Raw genomic sequence first — 19,090 nt, forward strand, 5'->3', positions numbered from 1 at the left:
ACACTTAGAATATTCTGTTAGAATATTACGTGAAAAACGTATCGCCATCTTATGCTTTTTCTGCCAGAAGAGGGGGCCAGGGATAGTGTTATTTTTACTTTTCGATCATAAGTCAACTCCTGGTTTTCTGCCCCGCTCTTTCGCCGTACCCCATCTGGATTAATATTGATGTCACTAGCGGCGATTTAACGCCGTCGTCCTCGGTAATCGTCGCACCCGGCCTGTTGCCCGACATGTTCCCCTGTAGACATGGGCGCAGGGCGAAAGATTAATTGCTGTCAGGGAAACGCGCTGGCGCGTGGCGATAACTTACGCTGCGGGGCTGTCGACGCTGTACAGAAAATGTGGCCTCCAGACTGGCTAAAATATGCACACATGACAATACAACCGGAAAATTTACAAAACGCATAATTTGAACTGAGAGAGAAACTTACAAACGAAGCGACGAAGATTTCAACAGCCGCAGCGACTCCAGTATCTTGCGCGCATGTTTAAATAATACTACTGTATATAAAAACAGTATTCGAGGTATGGATTATGGAATTTTTCAGACCTACAGAGTTGCGCGAAATTATTCCTCTCCCATTTTTCAGTTACTTAGTGCCGTGTGGATTCCCCAGCCCTGCAGCGGACTACATTGAGCAGCGTATCGATCTTAATGAGTTGCTCGTTTCTCATCCCAGCTCAACATATTTTGTCAAAGCCACGGGTGATTCAATGATTGAAGCAGGCATCAGCGACGGCGACCTGCTGGTGGTGGATAGCTCACGGAACGCTGACCACGGTGACATTGTAATTGCGGCAATTGAAGGAGAGTTCACCGTAAAACGGTTGCAGTTGCGCCCGACAGTGCAGTTAATCCCCATGAACGGCGCCTATCGACCTATACCTGTCGGCAGTGAAGACACGCTCGACATATTCGGGGTGGTGACCTTTATCATTAAAGCGGTCAGTTGATTATGTTCGCGCTCTGCGATGTTAATAGCTTTTACGCTTCCTGCGAAACGGTCTTTCGTCCTGATTTATGTGGCCGACCGGTGGTGGTGTTATCAAACAATGATGGCTGCGTTATCGCGTGTAGCGCCGAGGCGAAGCAGCTCGGTATCGCACCAGGTGAGCCATACTTCAAACAGAAAGAACGCTTCCGGCGATCCGGTGTTGCTTGCTTCAGCAGTAATTACGAGCTTTACGCTGATATGTCGAACCGGGTAATGACCACACTCGAGGAGATGGTGCCGCGGGTAGAAATTTACAGCATTGATGAGGCTTTTTGTGATCTGACGGGAGTACGAAACTGCCGGGATCTGACAGATTTCGGGCGCGAGATAAGAGCGACGGTCCTGAAGCGCACGCACCTGACTGTCGGTGTAGGCATTGCCCAGACGAAAACCCTTGCCAAGCTGGCTAACCATGCTGCGAAAAAGTGGCAGCGCCAGACCGACGGGGTGGTTGACCTGTCGAACATCGATCGCCAGCGTCGGCTGCTGGCCCTGATACCCGTAGAGGATGTCTGGGGTGTCGGCAGACGCATCAGTAAGAAGCTAAATTCCCTGGGCATCAAGACTGCTCTCGATCTCTCTGAACAAAGTACCTGGATCATCAGGAAACACTTCAATGTCGTGCTGGAGCGTACCGTGAGAGAGCTTCGCGGAGAGCCATGTCTGGAGCTTGAAGAGTTTGCGCCGGCAAAGCAGGAAATCGTTTGTAGCCGCTCTTTCGGCGAGCGGGTCACAGACTATGAGGAAATGCGCCAGGCTGTTTACAGCTACGCTGCGCGCGCGGCAGAAAAACTCCGCGGCGAGCACCAGTACTGCCGTTTCATTTCAACATTCGTCAAAACATCACCCTTTGCCCTGAACGAGCCCTACTACGGTAACAGCGCCGCGGTGACGCTTCTCACCCCCACGCAGGATTCACGTGACATTATCAATGCGGCTGTGAAATGCCTGGATAAAATCTGGCGCGACGGCCATCGCTACCAGAAAGCGGGGGTGATGCTGGGTGACTTCTTCAGTCAGGGCGTAGCGCAACTCAACCTTTTCGACGATAACGCGCCGCGCGCCGGTAGTGCGAAGTTGATGGAAGTACTGGACCATCTTAACGCAAAAAACGGGAAGGGGACGCTGTACTTCGCCGGGCAGGGGATGTCGCAACAGTGGGCTATGAAGCGAGAAATGCTTTCGCCTCGGTACACCACAAGATACTCTGATCTACTGCGTGTTAAGTAACTTGTGCGATCAATGCCTGAGATAGTTGCCAAATCATCCCCGTTCTCTAACCGGTTTTGGTCACACAAGATCACTGGAACCTCTCACGATGAGGCGCATGTATCCTGGTTTACGACATCAGGAAATGTGGCGCGTTTATTGCCAGGTAGGCGTTGTGAGACGTCACTTATTTACGCCAGGTTTCAGCCGTAGCGATGGGCATGGATAAAAAGAGTATGGCAATCAGTGTGATAATGCTAAAAAACAATTAATATTTTTTTAACAAAACTAAAGCTTGCTATGTTCAGTTAACCATGCGTTAATGGTTGTGCGGTTTGATACAAACTTATCTGAAGTAGTGATTGTAATATTTCTCATCATTTGTTCCTCTTGAGATCTCCTTTAGGTTTTTTTCTCTCTGATAATTTTCTTCAGGCCATTTTGCCCAAGGGCTCATTCGAAAGGTAACAATATTATGACGACGAAAATCACTGGTTTAGTAAAATGGTTTAACCCTGAAAAGGGCTTTGGTTTCATTACGCCTAAAGATGGCAGCAAAGATGTGTTTGTGCATTTTTCAGCCATTCAAAGTAATGAATTCCGCACTCTGAATGAAAATCAGGAAGTGGAGTTTTCAGTAGAGCAGGGACCAAAAGGTCCATCAGCGGTTAACGTTGTGGCGCTTTAAGGCAACTGATATTACTAATAAAATTCACTTCCGGTGTCCATGTTGCCATGGTTCACAATACAGAACATCGACATTCGATGTTACTGAGCAAAACCCGTTTGGCGCGAAATGTATTTTTTGTAAGTCAACCATGATCACTTTTGATAATGTTGGATTATACATTCGCTCAGGGCAGGTTCCGCTAGATTTTAGAAAATAATTCATATTAGCTCCGTACAGGAGCTTTTTTATGCCCGGATGATTATCATCTATAGACGCTGACATCCATCATCTATAGTGGCATTTACCTTTCCCCAAAGGTGTTATTTCTCTTGCAGACAGCGCCTGAAAAAAGCGACGTTGTCCTCATCTATCCAATGAAACCAGGTCACCTGTCTTTGCGCCGTTATCCGTTATTTAATTCTTGCCCTATAATAACAAGCCCGCGCTAAGCACGGGCTTGACTAACATAAGGCGTCTTAGAACTGGTAGACCAGACCAACACCTACGATATCATCGGTTGCAATACCGTTGTTTGCGTAGAAGTCATCATCTTCGTCCAGCAGGTTGATTTTATAATCAACGTAGGTGGACATATTTTTGTTGAAGTAGTAAGTCATACCAACGTCAACATATTTAACCAGATCTTTGTCGGTGTAACGATAGTTACCATGGCTATCCATATCCTGGCCGCCTAAATCTTTGCCCTTAGACTGCAAGTAGGCGATGGACGGACGCAGACCGAAATCGAACTGATACTGCGCAACCACTTCAAAGTTCTGGGTTTTGTTAGCGATACCGCCGCCACCCAACTTACCGTCTGCAGAGTGATAGTCGCTGTCTCCATAAGAGGTCATATTGCGGGTTTCAGAGTACATCGCCGCCAGGTATACGTTATAGGCGTCATATTTGACACCTACGGTCCAGGCTTCGGCAGTTTCACCGCCGGCATCATTGTTGCCATAGTAACGATGACCATCACCATATCCATTACCTACTTGGGCATCGGTACGGTCAGAACTTGAATAAGCAGCTCCCAGGCTTAACCCGAAGTCAAAGTCATAAGAGGTAGAGAGGCCGAAACCGTCACCGTTTTCTTTATTTGTACCGCGGTTAGTTCCATTACCGGAGCCTTCCTGGCCAAATCCGTTATTGCCACTTTCGTTATTACCCTGGTATTGCAGCGCGAAGTTCCAGCCTTCCACCAGGCCGAAGAAGTCGGTGTTACGATAGGTGGCCAGGCCGTTAGCACGCTGAAGCATATATACATCGGTCTGGGTATAAGTATCACCGCCGAATTCCGGCAGCACATCGGTCCAGGCTTCAACGTCGTAGATAACACCATAGTTACGGCCATAATCGAAAGAGCCGTACTCGCCGAATTTCAGACCGGCAAAGCCCAGACGAGTCCAGGACGTATCCCTGTTACCTTCAGTGCCACTCGCCTGCATGTTGTATTCCCACTGACCATAGCCGGTCAGCATATCGTTGATCTGCGTTTCGCCTTTAAAGCCAATACGGGCGTAGGACTGGTCGCCGTCGCTGCCTGCATCGTCAGAGAAGTAACGCAGACCATCAACTTTGCCGTACAGGTCGAGTTTGTTGCCATTTTTATTATAAACTTCAGCCGCATTTGCTGCGCCTGCCACTAATAACGCCGGGACAAGCAGTGCCAGAACTTTTCTGTTCATTATGTATTCCCTTATGATAATAATTTATATGAATATGTAGCCACTTCAACAAAACTACAAATTGATACTATTCTATGAAGTTCATGGAATTTAAAAAATAACATGTAACAAAGGTATTTAAAATATTTCAATTTGTTTCTGTTTGGTTTTTTATAATACATGCTATATAAGTAATTAAGAATATATATTCTATAATTATCATTTTTTATCAATGGGTTATGTGTTTTGATTTGATGGTTGTTGGCGTGAATATAATTTGTTTTTTATATGTATTTGATGCTTTGATTATGAAAAAGAATAAAAAAAACCGGCATAAATGCCGGTAATGTGGGTAATGATAAAATAAATGATAAAAGGCTAATAACCGAATCATTCTGACACTTAATGCTAATAAAATAAAACGCTATCGCGGTGCGTAAAAATAAGTTGTTCTGGTTATGGGTTATTCTGCATTAGAGTGCGATTCAATCACCATTCCCTTATTTAACAGCAGGTTCAGCGCCAGACGTAACATTAACTGAGAATAAACTATTTGTGGAATGAATAGCCAGAACAGGTGGATGAGGTATTCCATGGTCGAAATGTGATTAATATCACATTATAATGTAATTAATGTCATATGACTTACATCACAAAAGCGGAGTAAAGTTTGAGTACCAGGGAGGACAACGCCACCCGTAGCATGGGCGGCAAATTAGCGTTATGGGTTTTTTATACCTTTTGCGGCTACTTCATCTGGGCGATGGCGCGTTGCGTGTGGCTGATGTCCGCCATACAAACCGAGCCGGTTCTCGGCCCAATCAGCACTCCTGGCAGCACAACGGAAAAATGGCTTAACGCGCTTTCGCTGGGCGTCGTCTGGCTTATTCTGGGGAGTATTGCCTGGTACACCCGGCCTCGCAAAAACAGGGGGTATCCCGCCGACACTCAGCCAGAAACGCGCAAGCACGCAGGGATGTAAAGTGGTGGCGGATATGTCAGGATAGCGAACCCTGTGCTCAGGCATGTAATAAAAATGGTCTGCTATAAAGAGAGGGCGTATGGACTCAGGATACTGGCAATCGCAGTTTGAAGACTGGCTACGTCACCACCACCAGGAACAGGATGCCGCCCATGACATCTTCCATTTTCGTCGTGTTTGGGCAACCGCGCAAACGCTGGGGGAAAACAGTCCTGTCGACTGGCTGGTGGTGCTATCGGCATGTTATTTCCATGACATCGTCAGCCTGGCGAAAAATCATCCGCAGCGGCATCGTTCTTCCATTCTGGCGGCGGCAGAAACCCGGCGTATTTTTCTGCGGGATTTTCCTGACTTTCCGGCAGAAAAACTGGCGGGCATTTGTCATGCTATCGAAGCGCATAGCTTCAGCGCAAAAATTGCGCCCACCACGCCAGAGGCAAAAATCGTACAGGATGCAGACAGGCTGGAGGCGTTGGGCGCCATTGGTCTGGCGCGGGTCTTCGCGGTTTCCGGCGCGCTGGGCGTCGCGCTGTTTGATGCCGACGATCCCTTTGCCGACAGACGGCCTCTTAACGATAAGCAATTCGCGCTCGACCATTTTCAAACCAAACTGCTGAAACTGCCGCTGACGATGCAGACTGAACGGGGCAAGTACCTGGCGCAGCGTAATGCGGATTTTCTGGTGTCGTACATGGCGAAACTGAGCGCTGAGCTGAAAGGCGACTATGAAACACGGGATGAGGCGGTCATCCAGATGTTTGCTACGCATCAGTAACCCCTGCCGCTGAAACGTAAACCGCGTCATTTTATGTTAGTCTGTCGGCAATTATTTTTGGCCGGTTAAATGTATGCAGGAAAATATTTCAGTAACACACGCCCGGAACCTCATCGCCGACGACGCCGGAAGCGAGATCCAGGCGATGCTGAGTCAATTGCTGGAAATCTACGATGTTAAAACGCTGGTGGCGCACCTTAACGGCCTGGGCGAACAGCACTGGAGCCCGGCCATCTTCAAGCGCGTAATGATGAACGCGGCATGGCATCGCTTGAGCGACAATGAACTCACCTGTCTTAAAACAGGGTTGCCGACGCCGCCAGCGCATCATCCGCATTACGCCTTTCGTTTTATTGATCTCTTCGCGGGCATCGGCGGCATTCGCCGCGGATTTGAAGCGATAGGCGGACAGTGCGTGTTTACCAGCGAATGGAATAAGCACGCGGTACGGACATATAAAGCGAACTATTTTTGCGATCCGCTGCAACATCGCTTTAATGAAGATATCCGCGATATCACATTGAGCCACCGGGAAGGGGTCAGCGATGATGAGGCGGCGGAACACATTCGCCAGCATATTCCGCAACATGATGTCCTGCTGGCGGGCTTTCCCTGTCAGCCATTTTCTCTGGCGGGCGTTTCCAAGAAAAATGCGCTGGGCCGCGCCCACGGCTTTGCCTGCGAGACTCAGGGGACGTTATTTTTTGATGTCGTAAGAATTATCGACGCTCGCCGCCCCGCGCTGTTTGTGCTGGAAAACGTGAAAAACCTTAAAAGTCACGACCAGGGCAACACTTTCCGCATTATTATGCAAACGCTCGATGAACTGGGATATGACGTGGCGGATGCCGCTGACAATGGCCCGGACGATCCGAAAATTATCGACGGGCAGCACTTTCTTCCTCAGCATCGGGAACGTATTGTGTTGGTGGGATTCCGCCGCGATTTAAACCTGAAAACCGATTTTACGTTACGCAATATCGCCCGTTGTTATCCACCGCGCCGTCCGACGCTGGCAGAACTGCTGGAGCCCGTCGTCGAAGCCAAATATATCCTGACGCCGGTGCTGTGGAAATATTTATATCGCTACGCGAAAAAGCACCAGGCGCGGGGAAACGGTTTTGGCTATGGCATGGTTTATCCTGACAATCCGGAAAGTGTGGCGCGCACGTTATCTGCTCGCTACTACAAAGATGGCGCCGAAATTCTGATCGATCGTGGTTGGGATATGGCGAAAGGCGAAGTGAATTTCGACGATGCTGGCAACCAACAACATCGTCCCCGCCGACTCACGCCGAGAGAGTGCGCGCGTTTAATGGGATTTGAGGCGCCGCAAACGTACCAGTTCAGGATACCTGTCTCGGATACGCAGGCCTATCGCCAGTTTGGCAACTCCGTGGTGGTGCCGGTATTTGCCGCGGTAGCAAAGCTGCTGGAACCCAAAATTCACCAGGCGGTGACGCTGCGTCAGAGAGAGACGGTAGATGGCGGACGTTCACGATAAAGCCACGCGCAGTAAAAATATGCGCGCGATAGCGACCCGCGATACGGCTATTGAAAAACGTCTTGCCGGCCTGCTAAGCGCGCAGGGGATTACGTTTCATACTCAGGACGCGACATTACCGGGCAAGCCGGACTTTGTGGTGAATGACTATGATTGTGTGATTTTTACTCACGGCTGCTTTTGGCATCATCACCACTGTTATCTGTTCAAAGTACCGGCCACGCGAACGGCTTTCTGGCTGGAAAAAATCGGTAAGAACGTTGAGCGCGATGAGCGCGATATTCAGCGTTTACAGGCGCTTGGCTGGCGGGTGCTGATCGTCTGGGAGTGCGCCTTGCGCGGGCGAGCGAAATTGAGCGACGCGGCGTTGGCGGAGCGCCTGGAAGAGTGGATCTGCGGCGGCGGCGCCAGCGCGCAGATCGACACCCAGGGGATTCATCTACTGGCGTGAATCTTCCGTTTTACACGGCGTGACCACCGCCCTGGCGGGAAACAGGTACTTACCCAGAGTCACCAGCACTACGGCAAACACAATCACACCCAGCGCGGCCCATTCAACGGGCGATAACCTCTCACCGCCCAGGCCAGTGCCAAGCAACACGGCGACAACCGGATTCACATAGGCGTAGCTGGTCGCCAGCGCCGGACTGACGTTGCGAATCAGGTACATATAGGCATTAATGGCGATAATAGAACCGAACAACGCCAGGTAGCCGACGGCCATAAGCCCCGATAAACCAGGCAGCGTGGCGAGCTTTTCGCCGGAAAGAAACGCCGCGCAAAGCAATACCACGCCCGCCGCCAGCATTTCAATCGCGCCCGCCATCATGCCCACAGGCAGGGCGATGCGCGAGCCGTAAACGGAACCAAATGCCCAGCTCATCGAACCTATCAGGATCAAAATCGCGCCCCACGGATTGCCGCTTAAGTTGCCGCCGCTGTTCAGCAGAATAATCCCGGCAAGTCCAATGGCAATCCCCACCCATTCTAATTTGCGCGTTTTAATACCAAAAAAGTAGCTAAAGCACAGCGTAAATAGCGGGACAGTGGCGACCACGACGGCAGCAATGCCCGATGGCACGTTTTGATGCTCCGCCACCGTCACCAGGCCGTTACCCACCGCCAGCAGCAGTAGACCAATCAGCGCGGCGTTGATGGTCTGGCGCAGCGGCGGAAGTTTTTCGCCGCGCAGCAGCAAAAACGCCATGAGCAACATCCCCGCCGAGAGAAAACGTACGCCTGCCATCATCAGCGGCGGCCAGCTTTCAACGCCTATGCGGATAACAAAATAGGTAGACCCCCAAATGATGTACAAGGCAAAAAGCGCGCCAAAAAGAGGTAATAACTGCCGGAAACGCATAATCACTCACGGTGAAATAAAAAGGGTGAATATAGTAAACGTCAAAATTATTATGCTGGCGAGCATTATAATTGTCCTTTTGGAATAAAAAGGCGTTGACCCGCGCCGCCGGTTTCGGCATTACGCATTTTGCTACATACTTAACGTCTTAGAAGAAAAGACCGAGGAAATCATTTTGGCAGGAAGTAGCTTACTGACATTACTCGACGATATCGCCACGCTGCTGGACGATATTTCGGTAATGGGCAAATTGGCCGCGAAAAAAACCGCGGGCGTACTGGGGGATGACCTGTCGCTCAATGCGCAGCAGGTGACCGGCGTTCGCGCTAATCGCGAGCTGCCAGTGGTATGGAGCGTGGCGAAAGGATCATTAATCAACAAGGTTATTCTGGTGCCGTTGGCGCTGTTGATAAGCGCATTTATCCCGTGGGCCATTACGCCTTTATTAATGTTAGGCGGCGCGTTTCTCTGCTTTGAAGGGGTAGAAAAAGTCCTGCATACCTTTGAGGCGCGAAAACACAAAGAAGACCCGGCGGAGCGGCAAAAACGTCTTGAGGCGCTGGCTGCGCAAGATCCTTTGGCCTTTGAAAAAGATAAAGTAAAAGGGGCGGTCCGTACCGATTTCATTCTGTCCGCTGAAATTGTGGCCATTACCCTGGGGATTGTCGCGCAGGCGCCGCTGCTTAATCAGGTGTTGGTACTGGCGGGGATTGCGTTGGTTGTGACTATTGGCGTGTATGGCCTGGTGGGTATTATTGTCAAACTGGATGATATGGGGTACTGGCTGGCGGAAAAGCGTAGCGTGCTGGCGCAGGGCGTCGGTAAAGGATTACTGATTATCGCGCCCTGGTTAATGAAAGCATTATCCATTGTCGGTACGCTGGCGATGTTTCTGGTTGGCGGCGGAATTGTCGTACACGGTATTGCGCCGCTACACCATGCCATTGAACATTTTGCGCAGCAGCAGGGGGCTTTCATGGCGCATACGATCCCTGCGGGGCTGAATCTGGTGCTCGGCTTTATTATCGGCGCCATTGTGGTGGCGCTGGTGAAAGGTGTGGCGAAAATTCGCGGTGTTTCGCACTGATTTTCTACAATGAATTATGCAAAATTGTCCATCCTCGTCTAAGGTGAAAACGTTTCATCTGATACAGGAGGCAGGTATGGTCTTTTCTGTCAGTGAGGAAGTTACCGTGAAAGAGGGTGGGCCCCGGATGATCGTCACCGGTTATTCCAGCGGAATGGTAGAGTGTCGCTGGTATGATGGTTTTGGCGTAAAGCGGGAGGCATTCCATGAGAATGAGCTCGTGCCAGGCAAGGAAAGGCGCGTGCGGGACGAAGCCCGATGACAAAACGCCCGGTTAATGCCGGGCGTTTTGCTGTGGAGAAAAAGAGTCGTCGCGCTGCGACATGCTGCTACCTGGTTATGCCAGGATTGAGTGGTATCCCTTGATGAGGTCTGGCTACCGTAAGCCATCAGGGGGCGTTGTATCAATAACCAGGAGTTACCAGGGTGCCGCACGAAACACTGTTAGACAATCAAGGCTGGTTTAAAAAGCTGGCGCGGCGTTTTGGTCCCGGTCATGTCGTCAACACCTGTTTTCTGATCGTGATGCTGTTCTCGACGCTACTTACCTGGCGGGAAGTGATGATACTGAAAGACGCGTATGTCGCCAGTCAGCGCAATCATCTGGGGAGCGTCGCGAATGTCCTTGACCGCCAACTGCAATTCAACATGGACAGGTTGATCTTTTTACGCAATGGTATGCATGAAGCGCTGGTGGCGCCGCTGGCTTTTTCCGCATTGCAAAGCGCGGTGACGCAGTTTGAGCAACGACGCGTCAGACATTTCTGGCAACTGGAGTTGGATAAGCGGCGGACATTGCCGTTATATGGCGTTTCCGATCAATTTGTCGCCCGGACGACGCTTCTTTCGCGGGAGAGTCGTGACCTGGCAAATGAATTAACCGCCACTCTGGAGTTAGGGTATCTGGCGCGTCTGGCTCGCTCATCCGCCATGCTGACGCTGGAGACGATGTATGTTTCTCGCTCAGGGTTTTACCTCTCAACTCTCCCTACGGCGTACGGTAGCGATATTGTCTCCCGTTACTATCAGTACGTGACCCAGCCCTGGTTTATCGAGCAAAGCCAACGGCGTAACCCACAGCGCGGCGTGCGGTGGTTTACCTCCGCACAGCCCTATGTTGCTGACGAGCAGAAAAAAGTGACAGCCAGTCTACCGCTGGATCACGATAATTACTGGTATGGCGTACTGGCAATGGATATTCCCGTCGCGTCATTACAGCGGTTCCTGCGCGATGCGGCCGAAAAGGATATTGAAGGGGAATATCAGCTATACGATAACCATCTCCGTTTGTTGACGGACTCCGCGCCGGAACAACAAACCGCGAATACGTTAAATGACCGTGAGCGCGCCTTACTGGCGCGTGAAATAGAAAAAGATACCCTGGGCGGGCTGCGTTTAGGAACGCATTATGTAAGCTGGGAGCGGCTGGATCATTTTGATGGCGTCCTGCTGCGCGTGCATACATTACGTGAAGGCATACAAGGGAATTTTGGCAGTATTAGTATCGCGCTGACGCTGTTATGGGTGCTTTTTACGGCGATGCTGTTGATCTCCTGGGGCGTTATTCGACATATGGTCAAAAACATGTTTGTTCTGCAAAATTCGCTGCAATGGCAGGCATGGCACGATCCGCTGACCCGGCTATATAACCGTGGCGCGCTGTTTGAAAAAGCGTCCAGGCTGGCAAAGCGCTACCGGGAAGCCCGCCAGCCATTTTCTGTGATACAGCTGGATTTAGATTATTTTAAAAGCGTTAATGATCGCTTTGGTCATCAGGCAGGCGATCGCGTGTTGTCCCATGCCGCTGGGCTCATTGGCAGCACCATTCGAGCGCACGACATCGCCGGACGGGTAGGGGGCGAAGAGTTTTGTATCGTGCTGCCCGGCGCGACGAAAGCGCAGGCGCTGCAGATTGCCGAACGCATACGCCAGCGCATTAATGACAAAGAGATTCTGGTGACGAAAAGCACGACGCTTCGTATCAGCGCGTCAATGGGGATCAGTAGCGCGGAGGAATACGGCGACTATGATTTTGAGCAGTTGCAGTCGCTGGCCGACAAACGGCTTTATTACGCCAAACAGTCCGGACGTAACCGTATTTGCGCCAGCGACGCGACTCAGGAGCGGGAAAAGAAATAGTCCATTCCTTCGCGCCAGCCATCCGGCCCTTCGTTCTGGCTACGGTAGACGCGCTGAGGATCGTCGTTACGCAAATGTACGCCCTCCCGGTTTAGCCCTTTAACGACAACCGCATAATCCATTACATCCAGTAAGGGCGCATCATTGGGGCCGTCTCCCAGTCCCAACGTCAGAGGACGCGCGCGCCACTGCCGACGATATGCTTCAATCAGCCAGTTGGCAGCCTGATCTTTACCGGCGGAGGCGTCCAGCACATGCCAGAAACGGGCGCCATGGACAAATTGCAGTCCCAGGTCATTTAAACGGGCGACAAACTGCGCCATGCGTTCATCGCTATCGCGCCAGATCAGCGACACCGACGCTTCATGCAGACGGGTTAGGGCAGACTGTGCCCGGTTTAGGCCCGTCCATTCGCTTATCACCTGATCGTCAACGTCATCAAACGTGGTGAACTTAAACTGTTCCTTTTCACGCAATTTATGCAGGACGAGGCGGATTTCGTTGTGAGAAATACCGGCTATCAGGCGGGGATAGTTGGGATGGTCTTCCCAATGAACGTCCAGTTGGATCACCGCGCCGTTTTCCGCAATCAGCGGCAGTCCCTGTAGATTTAACGTCGTCTGGAGCTGGAGCATTTCAGCCGCGGTTTTACTGCTACAGAGGATCACGGGCACGCCGCTTTCATGCAGGCGTGTAAGCCAGGGGGCCGCGGGCTGCCACTCAAACGTGTGGCTGTTCAGCAATGTGCCGTCCAGATCGGTAAAAATCAGCAAGGGGTCATGGATTGAGAGCATTTTTTCCTCATTTTCCGTTGCAACGGCGGGCTTATTTCCAGGAAAAGTCCTAAAGCACACCCGAAAGAAGTCGAACGCTAACTGGAACCGATCCCGTCGCTTCCAGGCAGCACATGCGTTGTCACACTTTTGCTACCGAACTATTAGCGTGCTTAATCATTCATGTAAAAAATATTTACTTGTCATGCAAAAAAATTGCAGATAAGGTAAATCTCACATCAGATTTCCTGGTGTAACGAATTTTCAAGTGCTTCTTGCATAAGCAAGTTTGATCCCGACCCGTAGGGCCGGGATTTTTTTCGGCCATTTTTAACGGTTTACTTCTGTTACACTAAAATCATGAATATCTAGCTCGAATGCTTCAGCTAATTCATGCCATGTATGATATTCCCGTCCGTCTACGCTCACCCGCTCAGGATCTTCCTGGCTACGGTGAACCTCGCTTTCGCTGATTTCATTGATGGCCGCCAGTAGCGCATCTACATCGACGCTCACTTCGCGCTTGGCCGTATCACTGTACTCTTTTGCCGTTTTCATCTTCACTACCTCACGGGTTCCTGACAGCCTAAGTATAGACCGTTGAGAAAACCAGCAAACACGCCGGCAAGGCGCTGTCAGACGCAGAAAATTGTTCTACACTGGCACAAAGCGACAGGAGGAAAATGATGAAGGTGAATGATCGGGTAACCGTTAAAACGGACGGCGGTCCCCGCCGACCGGGTGTGGTACTGGCAGTGGAAGAATTTAGTGAAGGCACAATGTACCTGGTTTCGCTGGAGGATTACCCGCTCGGCATCTGGTTCTTCAATGAGTCAGGTCACCAGGATGGTATTTTTGTCGAGAAGGCGGAGCAGGACTAATTGAGCCGGACTGGAGGTACATTGCCAGTCCGGATTTCTCAGCGCATGTTAACAAAAATGCCGTTAGTGACGTTATCTGTCAGCCGCACTACGTGATAGATCACTTGTTTATTATGCGTTTTTATCTTTCTTTTTATATTCCCCTTATGGGAGGATACTGTTTTTGCTTTAATATTCATTCTGTCAGAAATCTGAATGGTTCCCTGACCTTCCATCCACATTCGCAACATGCTGGATTCAGTTCGACTTAACGACAATGTTGGTAAATTTATGGTTCCTGAAATACCCGACTCTTTTTTCAGAATATCGCCAAGAATGGTATCCAGCGAGTCAGGTTTAATCGATTTCGAGCTAATCAATAAGTTTTTTCTTACTAATAAATATTCATCAAAATGCACATTAGCAATTGCCATAAAAACAATAAATAACGTGTCAGGATGTTGATTAATGATTTGCTTTATTTGTTGACTGTCTGAAGGCGTATGAATGAAACAGTCCTCATTAATAAACACCACCGAAGGCTGATGCGCGCCACAAGCGATAGCGAGTTCGTCAACGGTTTCGATGTCGTTGATTTCCCTTTTTTTCACCCCTCTGCTGACCAGATACCCGCTTAACCCTAGCCGGGTGTAACTGCATAAATCCATAATAATCGTTGACATGGCATACCCTCACTCAATGCGTAACGATAATTCCCCTTACCTGAATAACTCACCATAATCAGACGGAACACGAATAGTCACCTTAGACAACGCTTACGCGGTTTTTCAGGCGAACTTACTATCCCGTAAAGTTACATATAATTTGCCAGGAATCATCTTAAAGTAAAGTGAATGTTGCGTTATGTGAGTGAAGTAAAAACAAATAAGGGGCAGCGGATATATCCTGGTGAATGTTTTTTAAAATTTATTTTCGGATAAACCTTAGTAAAACAGGATAAAAATTATGGGTTATTATTTATCGGCATCTCGCTAACAATATCAGCAAGCAAATTGAAAATTTCGCTGAATAAATGTTCGCAAAACGGCGCAATTAATGGCATTAGCGCGGCCATCAGCATAATGCCGACGGTGAGGGTAAGCGGGAAACCGATAACAAATATCGAGAGCTGCGGCGCCATGCGGTTTAATAGCCCCAGCGCCAGGTTGAGCGTAAGCAGGAGGGTAATGACCGGCAATGCCAGCATTAGTCCGTTTAAGAAAATGAGCCCTCCGGCCCTGGCGAGCGCCATAAATGCATTACTGTTCACCGGGTTACTACCGATGGGCAGAGTGTGGAAGGTATCGACCAACAGCGAAATAAGCCATAAATGGCCATTAAAGGTGAGAAATAGTAGCATGGCGAGCATATCCATAATACGCGCCAGAACCGGCATATTCAGGTGGCTGCCTGGGTCGACGAAGGTGGCAAAGGAAAGCCCCATTTGCAGACCGATAAACTCACCTGCGGTACGCACCGCCGCAAAGGCGAATTGCATGGTAAATCCCAGCGCAATACCGATCAGAATTTGTTGCATCGCCAGCCATAAGGCGGCAATAGAAAAAAGCGGCGTATCGTTTGCCGGTAGCGACGGCGCGATAACGAGGGTAATCATTATTCCCAACCCCAGTTTTACCCGCTTGGGAATAGCGCGCTCGCTGAGAATGGGTGCCGTTGAAATCAGCGCCAGTACGCGCAGCAAAGGCCAGAAATAGAGATGCAGCCAGTATAGCCATTGCTCGCTTGTAACCTGTATCATCGTTCTGTTTATCCGATGATATAAGGTAAATTGCTGAACAGAGTGCGTACGTAGTCCAGCAGCAGGTTGAGCATCCACGGGCCGGCAATGATAATTGCGATGAATACCGCGACGATTTTAGGGATAAACGACAGCGTCATTTCATTAATCTGAGTCGCGGCCTGCAAAATACTGATAATGAGGCCGGTAATCAGCGCGACGAGTAACAGCGGCGCAGCCAGGGCGAGAGCGACTTTCATCGCCTCGGTCCCCATCATCATGACGGATTCAGGAGTCATTTTGCGCCTCTAACTGTAAAAGCTTTGGGCCAGCGACCCCACAAGCAATTGCCAACCATCGACCAGCACAAACAGCATCAGCTTAAACGGCAGGGCGATTGTCGCTGGCGGCACCATCATCATCCCTAACGCCATCAATACGCTGGCGATCACCAGGTCGATAATCAAAAAAGGGATGAAAATCGTAAAACCGATCTGAAACGCCGTCTTTAATTCGCTGGTGACATAAGCGGGCAGGAGGATACGCATCGGTACTGCTTCCGGTCCCTGTAACGGACCGCTATTGGCCAGACGGGCAAACAGCGCCAGATCGGCTTCGCGGGTTTGGCGCAGCATGAACGCGCGTAACGGTTGCGCGCCTTTATCCAGCGCTTCCTGCATAGAAATTTTCTGCTCGCTAAACGGCTGGTAAGCATCCACGTAAATCTTGTCAATGACGGGCGACATAATAAAAAAGGTCAAAAACAACGCCAGTCCGAGTAACACCTGATTTGGCGGTGCCGAGGGCGTGCCCAGCGCGTTACGCAACAGGCCAAAAACAATGATGATACGCGTGAAGCTCGTCATCATCAGTAAAATCGCTGGCAGAAACGTCAGCGAGGTGATGAAAACCAGCGTCTGGACGGATAATGACCAGCTTTGGCCTCCGCCCGCTAATGGTTGGCTGATAAGCCCCGGCAGTTGCGCAGCGGCGGCGGGGCTAAAAAACCACAGACCCGCCAGAGAAAGGAATAACAAACGGCGCATCAGGATCTCCCGGAACGCTTGAGTAAGCTCTTCATCATGTTCTGGAAATCCGCCGGTGGGGCAACGGGTGCTTCCGTGTCATTCTCCGCGGGCGGCAGGGTGTGCAGCAGGTTGATCTGCGAGGCGGTCACGCCCAGTACCAGGCGCGCATTTTCGACCTCGACAATCACCACGCGTTCGCGCGGGCCAAGCGAGGCGCTGGCTGACACCTTCAGTCCCCGGACGCTATTTCCTTTGGGCGCGAATCCCATACGCTTAATCACCCAGGCCGCCGCCAGAATGAGCGCAATAATGCCAATTAATGCGCCGCTCACCTGCATGAGCGGCGATCCGGCTGGCGCGGTGGGCTGAGAAACCGTGGCTTCTGTCTTCATCATTAACGACTCAAACGACGCATACGCTCGGATGGCGTAATAATATCGGTGATACGTACGCCGTATTTATCCGCCACGACGACCACTTCACCCTGGGCAATCAGGTAGCCATTAATCAGGATATCCAGCGGCTCGCCCGCCAGCCCGTCCAGCGCGACGACCGACCCCTGCGTCAGACGCAACAGTTCTTTAATGGTCATTCGCGTGCGGCCCAGCTCTACGGTCAGTTTGACCGGGATATCCATAATCAGATCGATATCCTGCATAGCACCGCTGACATCGCCGCCGCCAAGCTGTTGGAAAACCGCGTCGGCGGCGCTTTTAGTGGTGGTCGCTTTTTGCTCGTTTAACGCGTCAGCCCACAGATCATCCAATGCGCCAGTATTCTCATCGGACGGATTATTCATGTCACTCATTTGGGCTGTTCCTCATTCAGCGAATTCAAAATTGGGTTGATCAAATGTTCTACGCGTAGCGCATACTGTCCGTTTACGGTGCCATATTGGCTGGTGAGTACCGGAACGCCGTCCACATGAGCAATAATGCGGTCGGGTTTTTCAATCGGCAGTACATCGCCGGGTTTCAGCTTCAAAATCTGGGAAAGACGTAACGGAATATCGGCAAAATTGGCCACCAGCTCCAGTTCAGAGTGCTGAACCTGGCGTACCAGGTTATCACGCCAGTTCTGATCTTCATGGCGCGAGTTTTCCAGCGGCGGATTCACCAACAGCTCACGCAGCGGCTCGATCATGCTAAATGGCAGACAGATGTTAAATTCACCGGTCAGATTGCCGATCTCCACATGAAACGGCGTATTGACGACGATATCGTTCGGCGAGGTGGTGATATTGGTAAATTTCACCTGCATTTCGGAACGCACATACTCCACTTCCAGCGGATTAATGGCTTTCCATGCGTCGCTATAGCCTTCCAGCGCCAGTTTCAGCATACGGTTGATGACACGCTGTTCCGTATGGGTAAACTCGCGGCCCTCGACTTTGGTCGGAAAACGACCGTCGCCGCCGAACAAGTTATCGACGGCAATAAACACCAGACTCGGCGAGAACACCACCAGCCCGGTGCCGCGTAGCGGCTTCAGGTGGATCAGGTTCAGGTTAGTCGGTACCGGCAGGTTACGCGCAAATTCGTGATACGGCTGAATACGTATGGCGCCCACGGTAATATCCGGGCTGCGGCGCAGCAGGTTAAATAATCCCATCCGGAACTGGCGTGCGAAACGCTCGTTAATAATCTCCAGCGCCTGCAAGCGTTCACGCACGACGCGACGCTGGGTATTGGGATCGTAAGGGCGAATATCGCTATCGCTTGCGATACCGGGAGTGGGTTCGTCTTTGGTGTCGCTGTCGCCGTTCAACAGCGCATCGATTTCAGCCTGAGAAAGAATACTATCGCCCATATCGTTACCGCAGAATAAAAGCTGTATAAAGCACGTCAGTGACGACCTGTTTTGGTTGTCCGGCAACGAGCGGCGCGGCCAGCGTCTCTTTAATGGCGGCAATCAGTTTTTGTTTGCCAGCTTCTGTTGAGAGCTCGGCGGCATTCTGACGGGAAAACAACAGCAGCAGACGGCTGCGCACTTCCGGCAGATATTCATTTAATCGTGCGCGCGTCGCTTCGTCTTTCAGACGCAGGGTCACGCCGATATACAACACGCGATCCGCATCGCCCAGATTGACGGTAAACGTATCCAGCGCAAAAAATACCGGCGCGGGCGGCGGAGCCGGTTCCGCTTTAGCGTTCGTGGTCGGTTGCTGCTGCATACGCCAGTAGCTATAACCGGCGGTCGCGCAGGCGGCGAGGGTAATCAACACCAGCAAAGGTATCCAAATCGAGCGTTTGCTCTTTTTGTTAATCGCGGAGTCAGTCATCTGATACGGGCTTCCTGTT

Annotated in this window: 24 protein-coding genes; 12 read left to right on the plus strand and 12 right to left on the minus strand. The window is 50.7% G+C overall.

Annotated elements, in window-relative coordinates; all coding sequences use genetic code 11:
- Positions 1-537: 537 nt before the first annotated feature.
- The 4 genes from J4617_RS01300 to J4617_RS01315 all read left to right on the plus strand — a co-directional run bounded on the left by J4617_RS01300 (position 538) and on the right by J4617_RS01315 (position 3,094).
- Entirely contained in the window at positions 538-957 is a 420-nt protein-coding gene (locus tag J4617_RS01300; protein WP_000394197.1) for a translesion error-prone DNA polymerase V autoproteolytic subunit, read from the plus strand.
- Positions 958-959: 2 nt separating this feature from the next.
- The gene (locus J4617_RS01305; protein ID WP_017465541.1) at positions 960-2,228 is read left to right on the plus strand and encodes a Y-family DNA polymerase; all 1,269 of its coding nucleotides are present in this window, start codon (positions 960-962) and stop codon (positions 2,226-2,228) included.
- Between the two features lie 454 nt (positions 2,229-2,682).
- A complete protein-coding gene (locus J4617_RS01310; RefSeq protein ID WP_000208509.1) occupies positions 2,683-2,895 on the plus strand; it encodes a cold-shock protein in 213 nt (70 codons plus the stop codon).
- Positions 2,896-2,905: 10 nt separating this feature from the next.
- Positions 2,906-3,094: a hypothetical protein gene (locus tag J4617_RS01315; protein WP_024131163.1), complete on the plus strand. Its 189-nt coding sequence runs from the start codon at positions 2,906-2,908 to the stop codon at positions 3,092-3,094.
- A 259-nt stretch (positions 3,095-3,353) separates the two neighbouring features.
- Here the strand turns inward: J4617_RS01315 and ompC are convergent, their stop codons facing one another.
- Positions 3,354-4,565 (minus strand): porin OmpC, encoded by a 1,212-nt coding sequence (gene ompC, locus J4617_RS01320; RefSeq protein ID WP_017465542.1) that lies wholly within the window; start codon positions 4,563-4,565, stop codon positions 3,354-3,356.
- A 649-nt stretch (positions 4,566-5,214) separates the two neighbouring features.
- Between ompC and drpB the strand changes: the two genes are divergently transcribed.
- The 4 genes from drpB to J4617_RS01340 all read left to right on the plus strand — a co-directional run bounded on the left by drpB (position 5,215) and on the right by J4617_RS01340 (position 8,256).
- Positions 5,215-5,526, plus strand: a complete 312-nt coding sequence (drpB, locus tag J4617_RS01325) for a cell division protein DrpB (protein WP_000107439.1) — start codon at positions 5,215-5,217, stop codon at positions 5,524-5,526.
- Positions 5,527-5,605: 79 nt separating this feature from the next.
- The gene (locus J4617_RS01330) at positions 5,606-6,301 is read left to right on the plus strand and encodes a phosphohydrolase (RefSeq protein WP_000377042.1); all 696 of its coding nucleotides are present in this window, start codon (positions 5,606-5,608) and stop codon (positions 6,299-6,301) included.
- Positions 6,302-6,374: 73 nt separating this feature from the next.
- Positions 6,375-7,805, plus strand: a complete 1,431-nt coding sequence (locus J4617_RS01335) for a DNA cytosine methyltransferase (protein WP_001157305.1) — start codon at positions 6,375-6,377, stop codon at positions 7,803-7,805.
- A complete protein-coding gene (locus tag J4617_RS01340) occupies positions 7,786-8,256 on the plus strand; it encodes a very short patch repair endonuclease (protein WP_000785978.1) in 471 nt (156 codons plus the stop codon). Before J4617_RS01335 ends, J4617_RS01340 begins: the two co-directional genes overlap by 20 nt.
- Here J4617_RS01340 and yedA read toward each other — a convergent pair.
- Positions 8,245-9,165, minus strand: coding sequence for a drug/metabolite exporter YedA (gene yedA, locus J4617_RS01345; RefSeq protein WP_001212266.1), 921 nt, complete (start codon positions 9,163-9,165; stop codon positions 8,245-8,247). The two genes, J4617_RS01340 and yedA, sit on opposite strands and share 12 nt — an antisense overlap.
- Positions 9,166-9,334: 169 nt before the next feature.
- On the opposite strand from yedA, the gene J4617_RS01350 reads away from it, so the two are divergent.
- From J4617_RS01350 to dgcQ, 3 genes are all read left to right on the plus strand, one after another.
- The gene (locus J4617_RS01350; protein WP_085920526.1) at positions 9,335-10,252 is read left to right on the plus strand and encodes a DUF808 domain-containing protein; all 918 of its coding nucleotides are present in this window, start codon (positions 9,335-9,337) and stop codon (positions 10,250-10,252) included.
- 76 nt (positions 10,253-10,328) lie between these two features.
- Entirely contained in the window at positions 10,329-10,514 is a 186-nt protein-coding gene (locus J4617_RS01355; protein ID WP_000232161.1) for a YodC family protein, read from the plus strand.
- A gap of 164 nt (positions 10,515-10,678) precedes the next feature.
- A complete protein-coding gene (dgcQ, locus tag J4617_RS01360) occupies positions 10,679-12,391 on the plus strand; it encodes a cellulose biosynthesis regulator diguanylate cyclase DgcQ (protein WP_001119828.1) in 1,713 nt (570 codons plus the stop codon).
- On the opposite strand, the gene J4617_RS01365 is transcribed toward dgcQ, so the two are convergent.
- Both J4617_RS01365 and yodD read right to left on the minus strand, forming a co-directional pair.
- Entirely contained in the window at positions 12,370-13,185 is an 816-nt protein-coding gene (locus J4617_RS01365) for a mannosyl-3-phosphoglycerate phosphatase-related protein (RefSeq protein ID WP_000948794.1), read from the minus strand. The two genes, dgcQ and J4617_RS01365, sit on opposite strands and share 22 nt — an antisense overlap.
- 309 nt (positions 13,186-13,494) lie before the next feature.
- Positions 13,495-13,722 (minus strand): YodD family peroxide/acid resistance protein, encoded by a 228-nt coding sequence (gene yodD / locus J4617_RS01370; protein WP_000844798.1) that lies wholly within the window; start codon positions 13,720-13,722, stop codon positions 13,495-13,497.
- A 128-nt stretch (positions 13,723-13,850) separates the two neighbouring features.
- On the opposite strand from yodD, the gene dsrB reads away from it, so the two are divergent.
- On the plus strand, positions 13,851-14,045 hold the full coding sequence (gene dsrB, locus J4617_RS01375; protein ID WP_000867218.1) for a protein DsrB: 195 nt from the start codon (positions 13,851-13,853) through the stop codon (positions 14,043-14,045).
- A 38-nt stretch (positions 14,046-14,083) separates the two neighbouring features.
- On the opposite strand, the gene rcsA is transcribed toward dsrB, so the two are convergent.
- The 8 genes from rcsA to fliL form a co-directional block, all read right to left on the minus strand.
- Positions 14,084-14,707: a transcriptional regulator RcsA gene (gene rcsA / locus J4617_RS01380; protein ID WP_000103971.1), complete on the minus strand. Its 624-nt coding sequence runs from the start codon at positions 14,705-14,707 to the stop codon at positions 14,084-14,086.
- 281 nt (positions 14,708-14,988) lie between these two features.
- Positions 14,989-15,783: a flagellar biosynthetic protein FliR gene (gene fliR, locus J4617_RS01385; RefSeq protein ID WP_000616953.1), complete on the minus strand. Its 795-nt coding sequence runs from the start codon at positions 15,781-15,783 to the stop codon at positions 14,989-14,991.
- An 8-nt stretch (positions 15,784-15,791) separates the two neighbouring features.
- Positions 15,792-16,061 carry a flagellar biosynthesis protein FliQ gene (fliQ, locus tag J4617_RS01390; protein WP_000187354.1) on the minus strand — a complete coding sequence of 90 codons (270 nt, stop codon included), beginning with the start codon at positions 16,059-16,061 and terminating at the stop codon, positions 15,792-15,794.
- 9 nt (positions 16,062-16,070) lie between these two features.
- Entirely contained in the window at positions 16,071-16,808 is a 738-nt protein-coding gene (gene fliP / locus J4617_RS01395; protein WP_001253407.1) for a flagellar type III secretion system pore protein FliP, read from the minus strand.
- Positions 16,808-17,185 (minus strand): flagellar biosynthetic protein FliO, encoded by a 378-nt coding sequence (gene fliO / locus J4617_RS01400; RefSeq protein WP_000978276.1) that lies wholly within the window; start codon positions 17,183-17,185, stop codon positions 16,808-16,810. The genes fliP and fliO overlap by 1 nt, the downstream gene beginning before the upstream one ends.
- Complete coding sequence (gene fliN, locus J4617_RS01405; RefSeq protein ID WP_001282115.1) at positions 17,185-17,598, minus strand: flagellar motor switch protein FliN; 414 nt, start codon at positions 17,596-17,598, stop codon at positions 17,185-17,187. Before fliN ends, fliO begins: the two co-directional genes overlap by 1 nt.
- Entirely contained in the window at positions 17,595-18,599 is a 1,005-nt protein-coding gene (fliM, locus tag J4617_RS01410) for a flagellar motor switch protein FliM (protein WP_000502811.1), read from the minus strand. Before fliM ends, fliN begins: the two co-directional genes overlap by 4 nt.
- 4 nt (positions 18,600-18,603) lie before the next feature.
- A complete protein-coding gene (gene fliL, locus J4617_RS01415) occupies positions 18,604-19,071 on the minus strand; it encodes a flagellar basal body-associated protein FliL (protein WP_000132169.1) in 468 nt (155 codons plus the stop codon).
- Positions 19,072-19,090 lie beyond the last annotated feature (19 nt).

Origin of the sequence: Salmonella sp. 32010601201800023SM, from assembly GCF_017572235.1 — a bacterium.
Classification (GTDB): domain Bacteria; phylum Pseudomonadota; class Gammaproteobacteria; order Enterobacterales; family Enterobacteriaceae; genus Salmonella; species Salmonella enterica.

Excerpts from the sequence above, each read along its gene's own strand:
- J4617_RS01300 (WP_000394197.1), top strand. The coding sequence starts at position 538 with ATGGAATTTTTCAGACCTACAGAGTTGCGCGAAATTATTCCTCTCCCA.
- J4617_RS01305 (WP_017465541.1), top strand. The coding sequence starts at position 960 with ATGTTCGCGCTCTGCGATGTTAATAGCTTTTACGCTTCCTGCGAAACG.
- J4617_RS01310 (WP_000208509.1), top strand. The coding sequence starts at position 2,683 with ATGACGACGAAAATCACTGGTTTAGTAAAATGGTTTAACCCTGAAAAG.
- ompC (WP_017465542.1), bottom strand. The coding sequence starts at position 4,565 with ATGAACAGAAAAGTTCTGGCACTGCTTGTCCCGGCGTTATTAGTGGCA.
- J4617_RS01330 (WP_000377042.1), top strand. The coding sequence starts at position 5,606 with ATGGACTCAGGATACTGGCAATCGCAGTTTGAAGACTGGCTACGTCAC.
- J4617_RS01335 (WP_001157305.1), top strand. The coding sequence starts at position 6,375 with ATGCAGGAAAATATTTCAGTAACACACGCCCGGAACCTCATCGCCGAC.
- J4617_RS01340 (WP_000785978.1), top strand. The coding sequence starts at position 7,786 with ATGGCGGACGTTCACGATAAAGCCACGCGCAGTAAAAATATGCGCGCG.
- yedA (WP_001212266.1), bottom strand. The coding sequence starts at position 9,165 with ATGCGTTTCCGGCAGTTATTACCTCTTTTTGGCGCGCTTTTTGCCTTG.
- J4617_RS01355 (WP_000232161.1), top strand. The coding sequence starts at position 10,329 with ATGGTCTTTTCTGTCAGTGAGGAAGTTACCGTGAAAGAGGGTGGGCCC.
- J4617_RS01365 (WP_000948794.1), bottom strand. The coding sequence starts at position 13,185 with ATGCTCTCAATCCATGACCCCTTGCTGATTTTTACCGATCTGGACGGC.
- yodD (WP_000844798.1), bottom strand. The coding sequence starts at position 13,722 with ATGAAAACGGCAAAAGAGTACAGTGATACGGCCAAGCGCGAAGTGAGC.
- dsrB (WP_000867218.1), top strand. The coding sequence starts at position 13,851 with ATGAAGGTGAATGATCGGGTAACCGTTAAAACGGACGGCGGTCCCCGC.
- rcsA (WP_000103971.1), bottom strand. The coding sequence starts at position 14,707 with ATGTCAACGATTATTATGGATTTATGCAGTTACACCCGGCTAGGGTTA.
- fliR (WP_000616953.1), bottom strand. The coding sequence starts at position 15,783 with ATGATACAGGTTACAAGCGAGCAATGGCTATACTGGCTGCATCTCTAT.
- fliQ (WP_000187354.1), bottom strand. The coding sequence starts at position 16,061 with ATGACTCCTGAATCCGTCATGATGATGGGGACCGAGGCGATGAAAGTC.
- fliP (WP_001253407.1), bottom strand. The coding sequence starts at position 16,808 with ATGCGCCGTTTGTTATTCCTTTCTCTGGCGGGTCTGTGGTTTTTTAGC.
- fliO (WP_000978276.1), bottom strand. The coding sequence starts at position 17,185 with ATGATGAAGACAGAAGCCACGGTTTCTCAGCCCACCGCGCCAGCCGGA.
- fliN (WP_001282115.1), bottom strand. The coding sequence starts at position 17,598 with ATGAGTGACATGAATAATCCGTCCGATGAGAATACTGGCGCATTGGAT.
- fliM (WP_000502811.1), bottom strand. The coding sequence starts at position 18,599 with ATGGGCGATAGTATTCTTTCTCAGGCTGAAATCGATGCGCTGTTGAAC.
- fliL (WP_000132169.1), bottom strand. The coding sequence starts at position 19,071 with ATGACTGACTCCGCGATTAACAAAAAGAGCAAACGCTCGATTTGGATA.